The sequence below is a fragment of the Halomonas chromatireducens genome (genome assembly GCF_001545155.1).
Taxonomy (GTDB): Bacteria; Pseudomonadota; Gammaproteobacteria; order Pseudomonadales; family Halomonadaceae; genus Halomonas; species Halomonas chromatireducens.
The window spans coordinates 296,433-314,141 of sequence record NZ_CP014226.1 but is presented as its reverse complement, the minus strand read 5'-3'; the positions used below and the strand labels follow the sequence as shown (position 1 = coordinate 314,141).

Sequence of the window (17,709 nt, the reverse complement as noted above, 5' to 3'; positions counted from 1 at the left end):
GGTTTTGTTGCTACGTTGGGGAACATGCTTCAGCAAAGGGTAAGGCTTGGAAATGGGAATGACGCACGGCACTGTCAGCACCCTGAATAAATCAGTGCAGCGAATGGCTCTGGTAGCGGTGACAGGAGGACTACTGGCGAGTGCATCGCCGCTGGCATTGGCGGAAGTCGGGCTCCCCCGTTTCCCCTCCATCAGTCCGGATGGTTCGGAACTCACTTTCAGTTGGCGAGGCGATCTCTGGCGGGCGCCAACCGACGGCGGCGATGCCATCCGGCTGACCCGCCACGACCTGGATGACCTCTATTCGAGCTGGAGCCCGGATGGGGAATGGATCGTGTTCGCTTCAATGCGCGATGGCTACCTGAACCTGTGGCGTATGCGCCGCGATGGCGGCGAGCTGACCCAGCTCACCCACGGCGACCAGCATCTGCGCAACCCGAACTATGCCCTCAACGAGGACGGCGAGCCGGTCATTACTTTCTCCGGCATGCTTGAAGCCGACGTCTACCGTGACCAACGGCCCTACCAGCTGACGCCAGAGGGAGGCGAGTATCGCCGGCTGCATGATGCCTTCGGCTCCGAGCCACAGCTTTCTCCCGATGGGCAGCGTGTCGTCTTTACCCGCGGAGGGGCCTACCATGGCTGGAACCGGCGCCATTACCGCGGCCCGGACGCCATGAACGTCTGGCTGCATGACCGGGAAACCGACGAGTTCCATGCCCTAACCGAGCGCGATGGAGACGATGGCAGTGCACGCTGGATCAATGACGAGACACTGCTCTTCATGTCCGACAGGGAAGACGAGACAGTCAATCTCTATCGCGTCGAGCTAGGGGAAGAGACACCAACCTTCAACCGACTCACCGACTTCGACGAGCGCGACCTGCAGCACTTCGATGTTTCCCGCGACGGCAGTACCGCCATCCTGCAGGTCTGGGACACGCTTCTCACCCTGGACCTGCAGGACCGGGATGCCGAACCCGAGCCGGTAACCCTGCGGGCTGCCGCGGACGGCCGGGACGACCATGAGCTGCGCCGTATCAACCGCGACGTGAGCGAGGCGGCGCTCAGCCCCGACGGCCAGACCATGGCGTATATCGCCTACGGCAGGGTGTACGTGCGGCATATGGACGACCAGAGCCCGACCCAGGCCGTAACGCCGGGCACCCATGCCCGCCACAGGGACATCGCCTGGTCCCCCGACGGCCTGGTGCTCTATTTCGTCAACGACAGCGACGGCACCGAGTCGATTCATGAGGCCCGCGTGGCCCTGACTCGGAACGAAATCCGCCAGGCCCACGAGCGGCAGTCACCCGATGAGCAACCCTCTCGCGACTGGGAGCTCACGGCACCCTCGCCCGATGAGGCGACCAGGCCCACCCCCGAGGAGCCGACTGACCCGGTGCCCGAAACCAACGATGAGCCCGACATCGCACTGCAGGGGGAGGACCCCGAGGACCCGTTCGCCCCGCAGGATCCGGGGTTCCTGATCACCCCCATTCTGTTGCCGACACCGTCGGCCCCGGTAGATGTGCCGGAGCCGCTGCAGGATCAACCGATACAGGCCGAAAGCCTCCCGGAAGAGGAGCTCGACGTCGAGGTTGCCGAGGATGTACCGCCCGAGCACGATCCGAGCCGCTGGCATGACGCAGTCCAGTTCGATGTTCAGCCGCTGGTGGCGAGCGAACACAACGACCGTCAGGTCTCCCCCTCCCCGGACGGCCGCTCCCTCGCTTTTCGCCGAGGACGCGGCGACTTGGTGATAAAGGACCTGGAGAGCGGTGATGAGAGAACCCTGGTCGAGGGCTGGGACAGCTTTACCCACTGGCGCTGGTCGCCGGATAGCCGCTACATCGCATTTTCCCGTAACGACCTGAACTTCAGTGCCAATATCTTCATCGTTCCGGCCGACGGCTCGGAGGAGCCCGTCAACATTACCCGGCATCCGCGTAACGACCTCAGTCCTCGCTGGTCGGCCGATAGCCGCAAGCTGAGCTTCATCTCCAACCGCTCCGGCGACAGCTACGACCTCTATAGCGTCTACCTCGACCGCACCATCGAGACCTATACGCCCCGCGAGCGGAGCACCTACTACCGTAATGCCCGCAGCGAGGCCGATGCTCGTACCCCCCTACCTGTCATGTGGGAGGAGGGCGAAGAAACGGATGCCGGTGACGCACCGACCCTCGAGCTGGAGAATGCCTGGCGCCGGGTTGAACGCATTACGGCTTCTCCCACCCATCAATCGGCCAATGAGATGACGCCGGGCGGCGACCGCTACGTGTTCAATGCCGGCAGCGAAGGCCTGTTCGTCATGGACTGGGATGGCAGCAACCGCACCCGGCTGGGCCCCAGCGCCAACGTGCAGCACCTGAGCACGACCGGCGACCGGGTCGTCTATATCAGCGATGGCCGCGTGGGGGTGGCACGGCTCTCGGGGGGTACCCATCAGCGTCCCGATATCTCGGACCGCATTCGCATCGACCTGCAGGCTCAGTCGCTGCAGAAGTTCCACGAAGCGGCGCGGATGATCGGCGAGAGTTTCTATCGCGAGGACATGAAGGGGCTGGATTGGTCTCAGGTGGTCGAGGATTACGAGACGCTGATACGTCGCGCGCGAACCCCCAGCGAATTCAGCGACATTTCCAATCGCCTGATGGGCGAACTCGCCGCCTCCCACATGGGGGTTTCCAACCCCGGACCGGTATCGGCACTGCGCGAGCCCTCCGGGCGATTCGGCATCGAGCAGGAACCCATCGTGTCGCAGATCGACGGCCGGGCCGGTTACCGCGTCACCGAGGTGATCCCCGAAGGGCCGGCAAGCCGAGGCCCCATGCCTCTGCGGCAAGGTGACATCATCACCGAGATCGACCTTCAGCCCTTCGAGGAGCGCGAGACCCTGCTGCGGCGGCTGCGCGGACTTGTCGATCAGGAGGTGATCGTCACCTTCGACCGCCCCGGTGACGATGGCTATACCGAATACCGCACCATGCTGACTCCGATAAGCATGAGCGATCTTGCACGACTCAAATATGACCATTTCCGCGAAGAAAGTCGCCGCAAGGTCGAGGCGCTCTCCGACGGCCGGCTCGGGTACCTGCACATCCAGGCCATGAACCAGACCTCGCTGGAGGGTTTCCAGGGGGATCTCTACGCCGCCGCGACCGGCAAGGACGGGCTGATCATCGATGTGCGCAACAACGGCGGGGGCCATACCACCGACCGCATCCTGACCTCGATCATGGCAGGTGAGCACGCCTATACGATTCCCGCCGGGGCGGACCGAGAGGCAACAGGCCACTATCCCCAGGACAGGCTGGATGCGCCTCGATACACCCTGCCGATCAATATGCTGGTCAACGAAAAGAGCTATTCCAATGCCGAGATCCTGGCCCATGCCTTCTCCACTCTGGATCGTGGCAACCTGGTGGGCCAACAAACCTATGGCGGGGTGATCTCCACCAACAGCCACACGCTGATCGATGGCGCGACCGTCCGTCGCCCCTTCCGTGGCTGGTTTTTGCCCGATGGAACCGACATGGAGCACAATGGTGCGATGCCCGACATCCTGGTAGAACAGTCACCGGAGGATGAAGTTGCGGGCCACGACCGCCAGCTGGAACGTGCCGTGACAGACCTGCTGATGCAGCTCGACGCGAAGGAGTAGCGGCCAGGCTAGCCACCATAGTCCCGCTCGACCCTGGCAATACGAACCTTGAAGTCGGCATACCAGCTCGAATGGCCCAGGCGCTGGGCCTCCCGGTGTTCCACGTTCTGTTTCCACTGTGCGATCGCCTCCAGGCTCGCCCAGTAGGAGACAGTGACGCCAAGCCCCTCGCGGGCAGACTCCATGCCCAGGAAGCCCTCCTGGCGTGTCGCGAGGTCGACCATCCGCTCGGCCATGACGCCATATCCCTTGTCGCCATCGGTGCGAATCGAGGTGAAGATGACAGCGTAGTAAGGCGGTTGAGGCGTACTAGCGATCTCGGGCATGTTGTCCTCATCTATGGTTGCTGTGCAAAAGGCCTGCCTCAGTGACACGGAAAACGGCGTCGACTTGGCCGCGACCCTGTACCTCAATGCTGCTTGACCCGCCAGATACGCCAGGCAAGCACGCCGATGATGGCAAGACCCAGCGGGCCGATGATCGAGGCGGCCACGCCGGGCACCACGGGCACCCCAAGCGCACCGAGACTCTCCAGCGACAGCTTGAACAGACTGAAGACGTAGTAGCTGATGACAATGATCGAGAGCCCCTCGACCGCCTTCTGGATCTTCAACTGACTGCTGGCGCGCTCGTTGAGGCTGTGCAGGATGCCCGAGTTCTGCTCTTCGATCTCGACCTGGGCACGAGTTCGCAGCAGGTCGTTGAGCCGCGCCACGCTCTCGGCCAGGCTCTCCTGGCGCCGATTGATCGCGGCACAGAAATGCACCGTGGGACGAAAGCGGCGCAGGATGAAGGTCCCGAGACGAGGACACTCCTGCACTCGCGATTCACGCAGCTCTTCGATACGGGTAAACACGATCCGGGCGTAGGCCTCGGTGGCACTGAAGCGCTGCCGCGACCGGGCGCCGCTTCGCTCCAGGCGAGCCGAAAGCAGTGAGAGGGCCGAGAGCAGCGGGCGCGGGTTGGTCTCAGCCTGCTCGGCATTGCGATCCGAGAGTTCGCCTAGCTCGGTCTCGTAGCCCTGCAGCTCGAGGCCGAGCTCCTTGGCCAGGGGCAGCGACAGCGAGGCCATCATGCGGTAGGTCTCGATCTCCAGTAGTCGGCGCACCATGCGACCGAGACGGAAGGCGTTGAGCCTGCGGTTGATCAGCAACAGATGATTCACGCCCTCCTCGGTAAGGCGAAAATCACTCCATACGATGGCATCGCCACCTCCCACCAGAGAACCAGCCGGGTCGTTGAAGCCATACGCTTCCCCTTTTCCACTCCAGGCCTCCTCAGCCTCCACCAGGACCAGGGTGGCATTGATCAGCAGAGCCTGATTGGCAGCGATGATCGAAGCCAGTGGCTCGGGCGCCGCCGGCCATCGTTCGCTGTCACTGCCACGGGGTAGCAGCAGGGTGAGCGTGAAGAATTCGGTATGCCGCTCCCACTTCAGGGTCATCCCGTCGAAGGACAAAATTTCCTGAACGGATTCGGTATCCAGCTCGAGCCCCGTTATCTCGCCCAGCTGTGCCAGGATGGCGTCACAGCCTCCACCCTCATCCAGAAAGGCGTAGTGGTGGACGTGGGCCGGCTCCGAAAAGTAGATGGAGGGCCGGGCGTGCAGTTCGTTGTGCAGGCGTTCTCGTTGGGGGTGCATGTCGGGGCCTGAAAGGTATGTTGTTTCCCGAGACTAAGGTCTTAAGGCCCCCAAGCCAACTGCTATCATGCTTTTCCAGACCGCCCCAACCTTCGCAGCCGGTCCGCAACGCGGCCCCAGGCGGGCGCCTTCGGGCGGCCTGGGCTTCACCCTGCTGCGTCCTGCTGCGCCAGCGTCTCCAACGGCACCGGTCCCTGCAGGAACTGGAACATCCACTCGAGCGCGCTGGGCAGGCTGGCGCGCCAGACCCGCCAGGTATGCCCACCACCCAACACATTCAGGGGGACCAGATCGGGCTGATGGTGTTTGAGCGCCTGATGCACCAGGCGGGCGTGATGCTCTGCGTTGTAGACGTCACGATTGCCGGCGCTGAGATAGATCGGCACGACGATTCCTCGTTCCAGGTAACGATCGAGATAGGCGGTGTAGTTACGCCGCTGCCAGAGCTCGGTGTCGAACTGGCCGTTGTCGTCGAGGAAGGCGGGGTGTCGATTCGCCGAGGAGTTGGCAGGAGGCAGCGGATGGTAGCTGGCCGGGCTCAGGGCCGCGGCGGCTCCGAAGAGCTCCGGCCGCTCCAGCGCGAAATTGAGGCTGCCATAGCCCCCGGCGGAAAGCCCGGCTACGCCGCGCCACTCCCGCTGTGGAACCACCTGCCAGGACGCCTCCACCCGGGGCACGAGATCCTCGAAGAAAGACGTACGCGCTGCCTGATTGTAGCCATCGATCCACCAGCTCTCGCTGCCGGGCATCACGATGACCACTGGCGGAATGACACCCTGGCGAATCAGGCGGTCCGCGGTCTCCTTCAGCGCCCCACGCTCGACCCAGTCGGACTCGCTGCCGAAAGAGCCATGCAGCAGGTAGAGCACCGGGTAGGCAAGATTCGATTCGCGGTAGCCTGGCGGCAAATAGAGGGTATAGGCGTAATCGCGCTCCAGTACAGTCGAGTGGAAACGATGGTGGGTTACCTCTCCGGCCAAGGCCGGGGTGGTGCCCAGCAGTAGCCCAAAGACAAGGCAGAACCTGATAGCGTGGCGGATCGTCATGCACGGACTCCCTGTGCCCGGGAACGGATTTATGAAACACTGTTTCCCAAATCTGGGAATTTCTCCTCCTCCTCGTGGTCGACAGCACAGCGGTGCGGGATGTTCCTACTCGCCGTCACAGCTGACGGTTTCAACTACCGGCGAAGCCACTTCACCGTTGACAGCTACGACTACCAGAGACAGCACAGCAGGGAAGGCCAAGGACCATGAAGCGAATCGAAGAAATCTATTGGCTGCGCTTCTACGGCTGTCTTGCCGTCTTCGCCTTTCACCTGCTCGATCGACTGAACCAGCACGTCGACAATGTCTATGTCGACCTGGCCCGTATCCCCACGGTCCTCGGCACGCCAATTTTCATCTTCATCTCCATCTTCCTCTTTGCGGCCCGTTATGGCAGCCAGCCGCCCGATGGCTTTCTCAACAAGCGCCTGCAGTACGTGATGGTGCCCTATCTGGTCTACGGACTGATCTATTCGACGACCAATTTCTTGAGCCTGCGCCAGGAAGGCATCGACATCGGATTCTGGGAAAATCTGGTCTTCTATCTGGTCTATGCGGGCTGGCACGGCTACTTCCTGATCATCGCCATGCAGTTCTACGCCTTCTACTGGCTTTATGCTCGCTATGGTCTGGAGCGCTGGCTGAAACCCGGCCCCTGGCTGGTGATCGGCAGCCTCATCGGCATGGCCTACTGGGGACTGACCCGCCTCTACGGCATCGAGCCTCCCGGCTACCTGCTATGGATCGCTCCCTTGGGCTGGATCTACCTGTTCTTCCTGGCCATGCTGGTGGTGCGCTACTACGCCCAACTGGACCCCCCGCGCCTGGATGAGGTGCCTGTATTGAAGCGGCTCTCCCAGCCACGCTACCTGGCGGCCTTCGTTGGACTCATCGCCCTGCTGACGCTGCCCGGCTGGCTGGAGTACTCTTCCAAGGAGACTTGGGTGGTGCCGCTATTCATCCTGTTCACGCTCTGCGCGGTCACTCGCCTGCGCCACCGGTCGGCGCCGCCGCTGGTCAAGTACGTCAACCAGTACTCCTTCGGCATCTACCTGGCCCACCCCATGTTCTTTGCCATGGTGGACGCGGTCAATGCGATTCTGGTCATGCCGATGCTGGTGTATACCGCCCTGCTGATCGTGGCCGGCCTCGCAGGTTCCATCTGGCTGAATCAACTCGCCAACCATACTCGCTGGGGCGGGATGCTGTTCGGTAAACGGCTATTTGTACCGGGCATCCGGCAGACGCCAGCGGGTCAATTGCGCTAATCTGGAAACCTGAATCACTATCTCTGCCTGCAAGGGAGACCTACCATGAGTGAGCACATTTCGCTCGTGATCGTGCCAGTGGATGGCTCGCCCACCGCCGACGCTGCGGCACGTCATGCCGCCATGCTGGCCCGCCTGCTGCAGGCATCGCTGCAGCTGCTGCATGTGATGCCGCTGAATCCTCCTGAACTCAGCGACCTGCCCGCCAACCGACGAGCCGAGGCCGACCGGGACCGTTCACTGCGCCTGGAAGCGGCCAAGAACGCCTTCTCCCGTGCCAGGCAATCCATCAGCCCGCCGCTGGAGACGTCCATCGACGAAGTGACGCTGGAAGACGACACCTTTATCCGCCATCCGGCACGCGCCATCATCGAACATGCCAAAACCCATGAGGCGTGCCTGCTGGTGATAGGCGCCCGCCATCTCAGCGATATGGGCAAGTTCGTGGAAGGCAGCGTCAGCAACGAGGTGGTTCACAAGTCTCCTTGCCCGGTCACGGTGGTGCATGCCGAAGCGGCTCCGGAGGATATACAGCATATCGGCCGGGTGTTGCTGCCGGTGGACGGCTCACGTCACAGCGACAGCGCCGCGCTTCTGGCAGGCGACCTGGCACGCAGTGCCGATGCAGCGGTAGAGCTGCTGTTCTGTCGCCCGTCGGGCAAGCCACCGCAGCAGGCAGATGAACCCACCGACGAGGCCGAACGCATCTTCCAGCGCGCGCGCAAGGTGCTGGGCGATGTGCCGGCGGGCATCATCGAGCAGGTTTTGACCGGCGAGCGCTATGCCGAGGCCATCATCCAGCAGGCCCGACGCCACGAGGACTACCCGGTTATCGTGATGGGCCGCAGGGGGCTTGGCACATGGCGGGAAAAGCTCCTGGGAAGCGTCAGCCATCGGGTCATCGACCAGGCGTCTTGCCCGGTGACGGTTGTGGTGTAAGCCGGCATGCGTTCTGTCACCTGCCGGCTTCGTAGGCGGCCTTGAGCCGGTAGAACTCGGTGACGATATCCTCCATGGCAGAAGCGTCGTAGTCACAAAGCCCGCTTACCACCAGCTTCTTCGAACCGCTGCCGATCTCGTCCCCGCCATCAGTGATACGAAACTGCAGGGTCACGTCGCCGCGTTTGCCACTCACCGTCATGCTCGAATCCACCAGCTCCAGCGAAGGCCTCTCCAGGTCAATTCTTTCCAGCGAGAAGCCCATGCTGTCGTAGATCACCAGTGGGCGACGCGGATTGAACATGACGCCCTTTTCTTCGAGCAGCGGCTTGAGTACGTGGGGGAAGTTCCTGCCCGAGAACGCCACGTAGCAGCGGGTGAAGGCCTCCACCGCCGACTCGTCCCGGGTCGTTTCCCCGCTGCGGGTCACATCGAGATAGCGCTTGCCGTCATCGTCGCTGACAGCGATGTGCCCGCTTTCATCCTCCTCCAGGCACAGCGTAGTCCCGTCACCGACCATGCTGCGAAAATGGAAATCCATTTCCCGGGAAAGGCCAAAGCGGCTCAGCACCAGCGCAAACAGCAGGTCGCCGGGAACGCAGAAGCGACGTGCCTTGGGGTCGTGAATGGGGTTGAAGTCGCCCGCGATACCCTTGGCGAAGTCGCTCGCCTGCTGTGCCGTGATGCGAATGTGCGAATCCGTTTGCGTATAGTAGGAATCAAGAAACATATGTGGTCCGGCCTGCCCTGGATGATGTGCCACAAAAAGTAACGGTGATGATGCCATAAAATCCCCGAGTGCGAAGCCACCGGGACCAAGGCCCTGATCGCCAAGGAGAAGGCAGCCGCCTGACGATGTCTCAGAACAGTGAAAGAACACCGTCTCCTCGCCGTCTTCGCGTTCGGCCCCTGCTCTGGCTGCTGTCCGGCCTGCTGATGCTGGCGCTGCTGGCACTGGCAGGCACCAATATCCTGCTCAACAGCACCTCGGCACAGAGCTGGATCGACCGCCGCCTGCCCCATGTCACCATAGCTTGGGAAGCCGGGTGGAGCCTATGGCCTGGGCGACTTCACTTTCAAGGCCTGACCATCGAGCGCCATGCCACCGAGCTGCCTCTCTACCTCGCGGTGGACGAGGCGGAGGTGCGTATCGCGACAACCGGGCTGTTGCGACGGCAGCTGACCCTGCAGCAGCTCGACGCACACGGCATTCGCCTGCTGCGGGCTGGCCCCCATCGCCTGGAGGGCGAGGGCGAGCTGCAAGCCAGGGGGCTTGAGCTCGCGACACGGCGAGTAGGCACCGATTCGTTCCGGCTGACGCTCGATGCCGGCTCGCTATGGCGGGACGACATTTTGCTGGCCGATGATCTCAGGCTCGATACAACGCTGAACGTCGCCCCTTTCGACCCCTCTCCCGGCCTGGATCGGCAGCAGTTGAACCAGTTGTCCGGGCGCCTTTCCCTGGACGGGCGCGCCGATGCCTGGGATGTCTTCAACCCCTATCTCCAAGCTACGCCCTGGCTTTCGCTGGAGGGCAGCGGAGCCCTCACTGCCGAGCTGATGCTGCATTCCGGCAAGCTCGCCGCGGATAGCCACGTGACGCTGGAATCGCCGAACCTGGCCGTTGAACTCGATGAAGCAGCCTTGCTGGGTAGCCAAGACGGCAACGCAAGCCGACAGCGTCTCTCTGGTCGAGGGCGGGCCAGTCTAGTCGTCCATGGCGGGGAGGCGCCTGGGCGGCCCCACCTTGACGTGAGCCTGGAGGATGTGGCGATGAGCCCCGCTGAGGCAGATGAGGAAGACCCGCTGCTGACCAGTCGACGCTTCGCGATATCGGCCCGGCTCGAAAGCGCAGACCTCACCGCGCCCCCCGCGCCTCCCGCCGCGGCGCGAATGACCTGGCAGGAGGCCGAGGTCCCCGACGTGAGCCGCCTTGCGCGCTATCTCCCCCCCGGCTTGCCGCTGACGCTTCACGCCGGCACCGCACGGCTGGATGCCCGGTTCGACTATCAGGAGGGCCGGCTCGAGGGGCGGGCCGACCTGAGCGGCAATGACATCGCGATGACACTGATGGAACAGCCCCTCATCGGCGAGCTCTCCCTGGGGTTGAACCTTGCCGAGCTGGACCCGATGGCATCTCGCCTGGACCTCTCGGGCAGCCGGTTGCAGGTGACGGCCGCCCGGGAGGACCCGGTGGGCGAGGCCAGTCCCATGGTCACCGAGCTGAGCTTTCCCCAGGCCAGCTTCACCGCACCAGGAGCGCTCGACGCGTGGTACGCCCCCAATGGTGCGGCACCTCTGGACGGCGCGGTGACCGTGGTCGGCCGGGTATCACACCTGGCCTTTCTCGATACCTTCCTGGAGGAAGCCTTCAATGGGCGCGGAATGACACTGGACGGTGCCGGCCGGCTCTTCGCCGACCTCAGGTTCGAGGACGGCCAGCCCATGGCGGGCAGCAGCATGCGCATCGAGGCTTCGACGCTGGAAACGCGCTTTCTCGAGTTTCACGCTCGGGGCAGAGGCCGGCTCATCGCTCGCCTTGTAGAGGCGTCCGATGAACCCACCGCCGAATTGCAGCTCGACCTGGAACAGGCAAGTCTGACCCGTGGCCAGGATACACGCCCCCTGCTGATAGCACCCTCCCTTAACCTGACCGCCGAGATCGATACCCTGACTCGGGACCATGCCGCACGCAGTGCGACCCTGCAACTGAGCTGGCCGGAAGCGGCCATACCCGATGTAGCGGTATTCGCGGACCACATGCCCGACTCGTCGCCGCTCAGACTGCTGGGCGGCAGCGCCACGAGCCAGGGACAGCTGACCTTTGACAGCAGCGGAGTGCGAGGGGAGATCACGCTGTCCGGGCAAGGCCTCCGGGCGGGGTTGTTCGATGCCGAAGTGCTGGGTGAGATCATCCTGGCGCTGCCAATACGCCATGCCAGCCTGGACGGAAGCACCCTGGATCTCTCCGGCTCGCGCTTCACCCTGGCGCTGGACGACACCGATGAACCGCAGCGGGTGACGACACGGCTATTGGCCCGCCAGGCTCGCTTCACCGATCCTTTCGGCGCTAACGGCCAGACGCCCCGTACCCAACTTGTGCTGGACGGCAGCGTCGACCGGCTAGCCTTTCTCGATCGCCTGCTGCCCCGTGCCCACGGCCTGACGCTACGCGGCGCCGGCCAGCTCCAGGCCGACCTCGACCTGGTGGGCCACGAGCCCCAGCCAGGCAGCCGGCTTCGCATTGATGCCGACCGGCTGGCCGCCACCTTTCTCGACTATCGCGTCAGTGGCAGCGGCAGGCTGGAAGCCCTCATCGAAGGCGACCGGGCCGAGCCCGAGGCACGCCTGTCACTCAACCTGGCCCGGCTCTCCCTGGGACGGCGGGACGGCACGACCGAATACCTCAGCGGCCGACACTTCCGGCTCGAGACGACCCTGCCCCGCTTTACCGTCGACCCGGAGACAATACCGGCGCAAGCCATCACGACACGTATCGAGCTACCCATCACCGAAGTGGCAGATATCACCGCCTACAATGACTACCTTCCTCCGGGGGCCGGGCTCGCCCTGCTCGGAGGCAGCGCCAGCCTGATGGCCGATCTGCGGTTGGAGGGCCTACGCGCCCAGGGAGACCTGTCGCTCAGGGCGTTCAACAGCGACCTCCGAGTCGGCGAGCAACGACTCCGTGGCGACCTATCACTGGATGCCCGACTGCGAGAGGGTAACCTTGAGACGCGCACCTTCGATGCCGCCGGTACCCGTCTACGCCTGGACAATGTCTCACTCGAGGGACCCGAAGGAGGGCGAGAACGCGGCTGGTGGGCCCAGCTCGACCTGGAGCGAGGGCGGCTGACCTGGCAAGAGCCCCTCAACCTTTCGGCTCGATTCGGGCTTGCCATGCGCGACTCGGGGCTGCTGGCCAACCTAATGCTGGCCCGCGCACGTGAACGACCGAGACTGGCCCGCCTGCTGACTGTGCCGATGATCAGCGGCCATGCGGATGTCGACCTGTCCGACAACAGGCTGCACATCAGTGACCTGCGCCTGACAGGACGCAACCTGGAAATGCTGGCAGACCTGCGCCTAATCGACGATAGCGTCCACGGTGAGTTGTATGCCCGCCTTGGGGCATTCCGGATCGGCCTGGCCCTGGATGAGGAAGGGCGCGACCTACAGCTGTTTCGGCCGCGCCGCTGGTACCAGAGCATCGAAGAGGCTCGAGCCGAAGCGGATACCCGCCAGCCGCTACCCTCGGGCTGGCAGCAGGAAATAGAGGGAGTTTCCGCCTCCCCGCCACGCTAGCAGACTGAAAAATATGCTAGCTTAGCCAAGCCGGGTCGCTAGCGTTGATGTTCCGGACGCACCGCTTTCGCTTTGTGAATAACGCCAAGCGTCTATTGTGCAGATATGTATCATTGATGTAAGACTATTACATTCCAACAGTAGGGTACTGCCGGGGACTGAGCTGGTTCACGGCAAAGGGGACGGGGGAACGCACTATCGATACCTGCAAGAGGTCCTGGCCAATACCGTCATGCCCGGGGCCGGACACGAGGCAGCCATTGTCCGACAGGGCGCTGATGCCATCGGCTCGCGCCGCCGTGGCGCTCCGTACACCAAGCCTGGTGGAAGGTGCCGTGTGGCTGTGTTGACGCGTCTGCTACCGATAATGCTGCTGCTGATGCTGGCTCCCGCGACCAGTGCTGACCAGCGTCAGGTGGCCTTGATTGTTCACCCGGATGTCGATACCCGCACCTTGACCCGCGATAACGCCCGCGCCATCTTCGCCATGCGCCAGCGCACCTGGCCCGATGGGCAGGCCGTGCGGGTCTTCGTCCTTCCCGGCAGCCATGCCGTGCATGGGCGCTTCACCAAGGAACATCTGGCCGTCTACCCCCATCAGCTGCAGTTGGCCTGGGACCGGATGGTCTTTTCGGGTACCGGGCAAGCACCCAATAGAGTCAGCAGCCAAGCCGAGATGCTGGAGCGCATCGCGACCACGCCCGGCGCCCTTGGGTATCTGGAAAGGGAGTATCTGGATGATCGAGTCCAAGTTATTTCGATGGAGTAGTCGTTGCTCCCCGCTGTTGGCTGCACTGGCGCTTGGGGCGCCGGTCGCTGCCGCGGAGGAGGGTGTGCTGGATACACTGCAAATGCATGGGTTTCTCAGCCAGGCCCTGGTGATCACCGATCGAAATGATTTCTTCGGCCCCAGCAGCAGCGATTCCGGTAGTCTCAAATACACCGAAATCGGTGCCAATGTCTCGCTTCGCCCACACCAGGACTTCCTGGTTGCGGCCCAGTTGCTGAGCCGTCGTGCCGGCGGTGATGGTCAGGATGCTCGCCCGGTGCTCGACTATGGCATCATCGATTATCAACTGCACTCCAGCCAGCAGCGAACCCTGGGAGTCCAGGCCGGGCGTTTCAAGAACCCGTTCGGCTTCTATAACCAGACGCGGGACGTCGCCTTTACGCGGCCGAGCATTCTGCTGCCCCAGTCCATCTATTTCGACCGCACCCGTTCGCTGGGCCTCTCAGCCGACGGAGGCAGCGTCTATGCCGAGGAGCGACTGGACACGGGAACACTAAGGGTCAAGGCCGGCATTGGCACTCCAACAACCCGAGGCCTGGAAGATCAACTGTTTCCCCCCGGCATGGGCGTCCACGTGGATGGCAGCACTTCCTATATCGGGCAGGTACTCTATGAGCATGGCAACGGACAATTCACCGCCGCACTGAGTGCCGCAGACGTCAATCTGGACCTCAGCTCAGGTTTCGGGGATGGCGAGCTCAACTTTCAACCCTGGATACTCTCGCTGCAATACGATCAGGAAAACTGGGCCTTGACGGGTGAGTACGCTATACGCAATGTCTCCCTTTCCGGTGATATACGCCAATCCGACACCACCGGGGAGAGCTGGTATGTGCAATATACACGCCGCTTCCACCCTGACTGGAAATGGCTGATACGCTACGACAGCCTGGTAACCGACCGCAGCGACCGTTCGGGCACCGCCTACCAGGCCCAGGGCCTTGGACCTGCCCACGCCCGCTATGCCGATGACATCACCATGGGGTTGCAGTGGAATGTCACGCCGAGGTTGCTATTGGCAGCCGAATACCATCATATCGATGGGACCGGCTGGCTGCCGCTACAGGACAACCCGGACCCTGCCGAGACTAAACGCCGTTGGAATATGCTGCTGTTCCAGCTTTCGCTTCGCTTCTGATCCGCCATAGTTGACTTCTTCAACCTCGGGTAGGGATAAGCTTGCATGAGCGCATCGAAATCCCAGGGAATACGCCACCGACTAAGCCTTACATGGCGAGTCATCGCCATGAGCAGCCTGCTGCTGCTGGCGCTGGTGGTACTGTTTACCTGGCTCGGCCATGCCAACCTGACCCGCCAGTTCGAGGAGAGCCGCCAAGAGCATAATGCCCGCCAGGCTCGGGAGATTCAGCTGGCACTCCAACGCTCCGAGGATAGCCTGCAGCAGTTGGCGGCCCTGACGGCCGCATCGCCCGACCTTGGCCCCGCGCTTGAAACAGGCAACGCAGAGGTACTGTTTCGCTCTCTCTACTCGCAGTGGCCGACCCTCCAGCTCGAAGCAGGAATCGATGAAATCCTCGTGTTCGATACCGAAGGCAGCCTGCTAGCAGAGTGGGGCCAGGGCCAGGCCGATAACGAGCGACCTATCCAGGCCTGGGTCAAGCAGGTCATGACCACCGAGTTCCCCCTCTCAGCCCTGCGCTGCGCCACTGACTGCCGTCAATATGCGGCCGTACCCATTCTGGTCGCCGGGGAGAGCGTGGGCATTGTCATGCTGTCTCGCTCGCTGGCGGATGTGACCCGCGAGGTCCAGCAGGTGTCGGGAAGCGATGTCGCCCTGCTGATCACTGGCTCACCGGAGCCCCAGACGATGCCGGAGCGACACCTGGAGAACTGGAATGGCAGCCTGATCGCCATGACACGCCAGGAAGCCTATCTCCGCTTGCTGGAAACAGCGGCCGAGCAGACCTCCCTCAATGAGTTACTGCGGTCCCCGCTGCACTTGCATCATCAGGGCGACGACATCGAACTCTCTGCGGTTCATATGGCCTCGGATGAAGATCGACGCAGTAGCGGGTATTTCCTCCTTGCCTCCAATATCTCGTCGCAGATGCAGGCCATCAATCAGGATACCCGAACCCTGCTTGTGGCGGGCATCACGGGCTGGATCGCTGCCGAACTTCTCTTGTTGGCCATCCTGCTGCGCCCCATGGCACGTCTGCGTCGTCTCGCTGGCGTGCTGCCCGTACTCGCCCATGGCGGCTTTGACCAAGCCCGAAGCGCCATCCCCACACCGCACCGACGCTTTCCCGATGAGATCGACGTGCTGGAAGGGACCACCCTCGATCTGTCCAACCAACTGGAAACCCTGGAGCGGGAGGTGGGCGCAAGGGGCGCTCAACTGGCCGAGCGTGTCGCGGAGCTCGCCCGCGAACGAGACTTCGTCAGCAGCCTGCTGGATACGGCACGGGTATTCATCATTATTCAGGATGAGCATGGCCGTATTACTCTGGTCAATGACTATGCCCTCACGGTCATGGAGACCCAGGAAGATAAACTGCTGGGCCGACTGTTCGATGATGTCTTCGCTACTCGTGATAACACCCTCGGTGATGCTGCCGGCCTCGATGACAATGCCGCCCAGGAGGAGCGCTGCCTGCGCACTGCGGAAGGCCGTCAGCGAACCATTGCCTGGTTCCATGCTCCGTTGCCGACGCGCCTCGAGGGAGGAGCCTCCCGCATATCGGTGGGTCTCGATATCACCGAGCGCAAGGTGGCGGAAGCACGCCTGACCTGGCTTGCCGAGCGGGACCCGTTGACCGAACTCTACAATCGCCGCTATTTCCATGAAGCGTTGGCCCTGGCCATGCAGCGCGGACGATCCGGTGCCGTACTGCTGCTCGACCTCGACCAATTCAAGGACGTCAACGAGCTCAGCGGGCATCATACCGGCGACCGACTGCTTCGCATGGTGGCGGACACCCTGTTCCAGGAGTTCGGACATCGCGGCGTGATCGCACGGCTGGGAGGCGACGAATTTTCCCTGCTGCTGGAGGGCGCCGATGACAAGCAGGCCATGTGTGTGGCCAAGCAGATCCTCCCCCTGCTCGAAAATACCGGGCTGGACGCTGGCGGCCAGCGGCACAGGGCCGCCGCCAGCCTGGGCATCGCCCTCTATCCTGACCATGGCAACAATGCCGCCGACATGATGGCCAGCGCCGACCTTGCCATGTACAAGGCCAAGGAGGGCGGTATACAGCGCTGGCATCTGCTCTCTACGGTAGAGACAGCCAAGGATGAGCTCCAGGAGCGAGTCTATTGGGTGGAGAGGATACGCCAGGCCATTGAAGAGGATGGCTTCGAATTGATGGTGCAGCCCATCGTCCGGCTGAACGACAGGAACGTGCGTCATTACGAGATACTGCTGCGCATGCGCGGCCCCAAGGGCTCGCTGATTGCGCCGCTGCATTTCATTCCCGTCGCCGAGCGAAGTGGCCAGATCGTCCAGATCGACCGCTGGGTGCTCCGCCATAGCCTGCAGGCACTGAAACACGTTCAGGACAAGGGCATCAGCCTGGCGGTCAACCTCTCGGGGCAGACCCTCCACGACGATGGACTCAAGCAGTTCCTTGTCGAGGAGCTGGCCACGAGCGGTGCCGACCCCAACTACCTGATCCTGGAGATCACCGAGACAGCCGCGGTCACTGACTTCTCGAAGGCGCGTGGCGTGCTTCAATCCATTCGCGACCTTGGCTGTCGTACCGCCCTTGATGACTTCGGTGTCGGCTTCAGCAGCTTCCACTATCTCGGCGAACTACCCGTGGACTTCATCAAGATCGATGGCGCCTTCATTCGCAGCCTGCTGACCAACCCAGACAGCCGGGTCATCGTTCAGGCGATTGCCGATATTGCAGCCGGCTTCAGCAAGCAGGCCATCGCCGAATTCGTGGATCAGGAAGCCCTGGTGCCTCTGCTTGAATCCTATGGCATCACCTACGGCCAGGGATACCACCTCGGCCGTCCGGTGCTATTGACTGAAGTCATTCCGGAGGCCCTGGGTAGCACAAACCGGGCCTGAACAACCAATGGAAACT

Annotated in this window: 11 protein-coding genes; 7 read left to right on the top strand and 4 right to left on the bottom strand. The window is 62.8% G+C overall.

Annotation, left to right across the window (positions count from 1 at the left end; all coding sequences use genetic code 11):
• Window positions 1-58 precede the first annotated feature (58 nt).
• Window positions 59-3,667 carry a S41 family peptidase gene (locus LOKO_RS01525; protein WP_066444154.1) on the top strand — a complete coding sequence of 1,203 codons (3,609 nt, stop codon included), beginning with the start codon at window positions 59-61 and terminating at the stop codon, window positions 3,665-3,667.
• Window positions 3,668-3,675: 8 nt separating this feature from the next.
• On the opposite strand, the gene LOKO_RS01520 is transcribed toward LOKO_RS01525, so the two are convergent.
• The 3 genes from LOKO_RS01520 to LOKO_RS01510 all read right to left on the bottom strand — a co-directional run bounded on the left by LOKO_RS01520 (window position 3,676) and on the right by LOKO_RS01510 (window position 6,355).
• Window positions 3,676-3,993, bottom strand: coding sequence for an antibiotic biosynthesis monooxygenase family protein (locus tag LOKO_RS01520; RefSeq protein ID WP_066444148.1), 318 nt, complete (start codon window positions 3,991-3,993; stop codon window positions 3,676-3,678).
• Window positions 3,994-4,076: 83 nt separating this feature from the next.
• Window positions 4,077-5,309 carry a DUF3422 domain-containing protein gene (locus tag LOKO_RS01515; protein WP_066444142.1) on the bottom strand — a complete coding sequence of 411 codons (1,233 nt, stop codon included), beginning with the start codon at window positions 5,307-5,309 and terminating at the stop codon, window positions 4,077-4,079.
• A gap of 146 nt (window positions 5,310-5,455) precedes the next feature.
• Window positions 5,456-6,355: an alpha/beta hydrolase gene (locus tag LOKO_RS01510; protein WP_066444139.1), complete on the bottom strand. Its 900-nt coding sequence runs from the start codon at window positions 6,353-6,355 to the stop codon at window positions 5,456-5,458.
• 206 nt (window positions 6,356-6,561) lie between these two features.
• Between LOKO_RS01510 and LOKO_RS01505 the strand changes: the two genes are divergently transcribed.
• A complete protein-coding gene (locus tag LOKO_RS01505; RefSeq protein WP_066444137.1) occupies window positions 6,562-7,623 on the top strand; it encodes an acyltransferase family protein in 1,062 nt (353 codons plus the stop codon).
• Between the two features lie 45 nt (window positions 7,624-7,668).
• Window positions 7,669-8,562: a universal stress protein gene (locus LOKO_RS01500; protein ID WP_066444130.1), complete on the top strand. Its 894-nt coding sequence runs from the start codon at window positions 7,669-7,671 to the stop codon at window positions 8,560-8,562.
• A 16-nt stretch (window positions 8,563-8,578) separates the two neighbouring features.
• On the opposite strand, the gene LOKO_RS01495 is transcribed toward LOKO_RS01500, so the two are convergent.
• Window positions 8,579-9,292 carry a DUF3581 domain-containing protein gene (locus tag LOKO_RS01495; RefSeq protein ID WP_066444123.1) on the bottom strand — a complete coding sequence of 238 codons (714 nt, stop codon included), beginning with the start codon at window positions 9,290-9,292 and terminating at the stop codon, window positions 8,579-8,581.
• 125 nt (window positions 9,293-9,417) lie between these two features.
• Between LOKO_RS01495 and LOKO_RS01490 the strand changes: the two genes are divergently transcribed.
• From LOKO_RS01490 to LOKO_RS01475, 4 genes are all read left to right on the top strand, one after another.
• Window positions 9,418-12,867, top strand: coding sequence for a hypothetical protein (locus LOKO_RS01490; protein ID WP_066444120.1), 3,450 nt, complete (start codon window positions 9,418-9,420; stop codon window positions 12,865-12,867).
• A gap of 337 nt (window positions 12,868-13,204) precedes the next feature.
• Complete coding sequence (locus LOKO_RS01485; RefSeq protein WP_316935702.1) at window positions 13,205-13,636, top strand: type 2 periplasmic-binding domain-containing protein; 432 nt, start codon at window positions 13,205-13,207, stop codon at window positions 13,634-13,636.
• Window positions 13,605-14,795, top strand: coding sequence for a porin (locus tag LOKO_RS01480; protein WP_083517366.1), 1,191 nt, complete (start codon window positions 13,605-13,607; stop codon window positions 14,793-14,795). The genes LOKO_RS01485 and LOKO_RS01480 overlap by 32 nt, the downstream gene beginning before the upstream one ends.
• A gap of 45 nt (window positions 14,796-14,840) precedes the next feature.
• Window positions 14,841-17,693, top strand: coding sequence for a bifunctional diguanylate cyclase/phosphodiesterase (locus LOKO_RS01475; RefSeq protein WP_066444108.1), 2,853 nt, complete (start codon window positions 14,841-14,843; stop codon window positions 17,691-17,693).
• Window positions 17,694-17,709 lie beyond the last annotated feature (16 nt).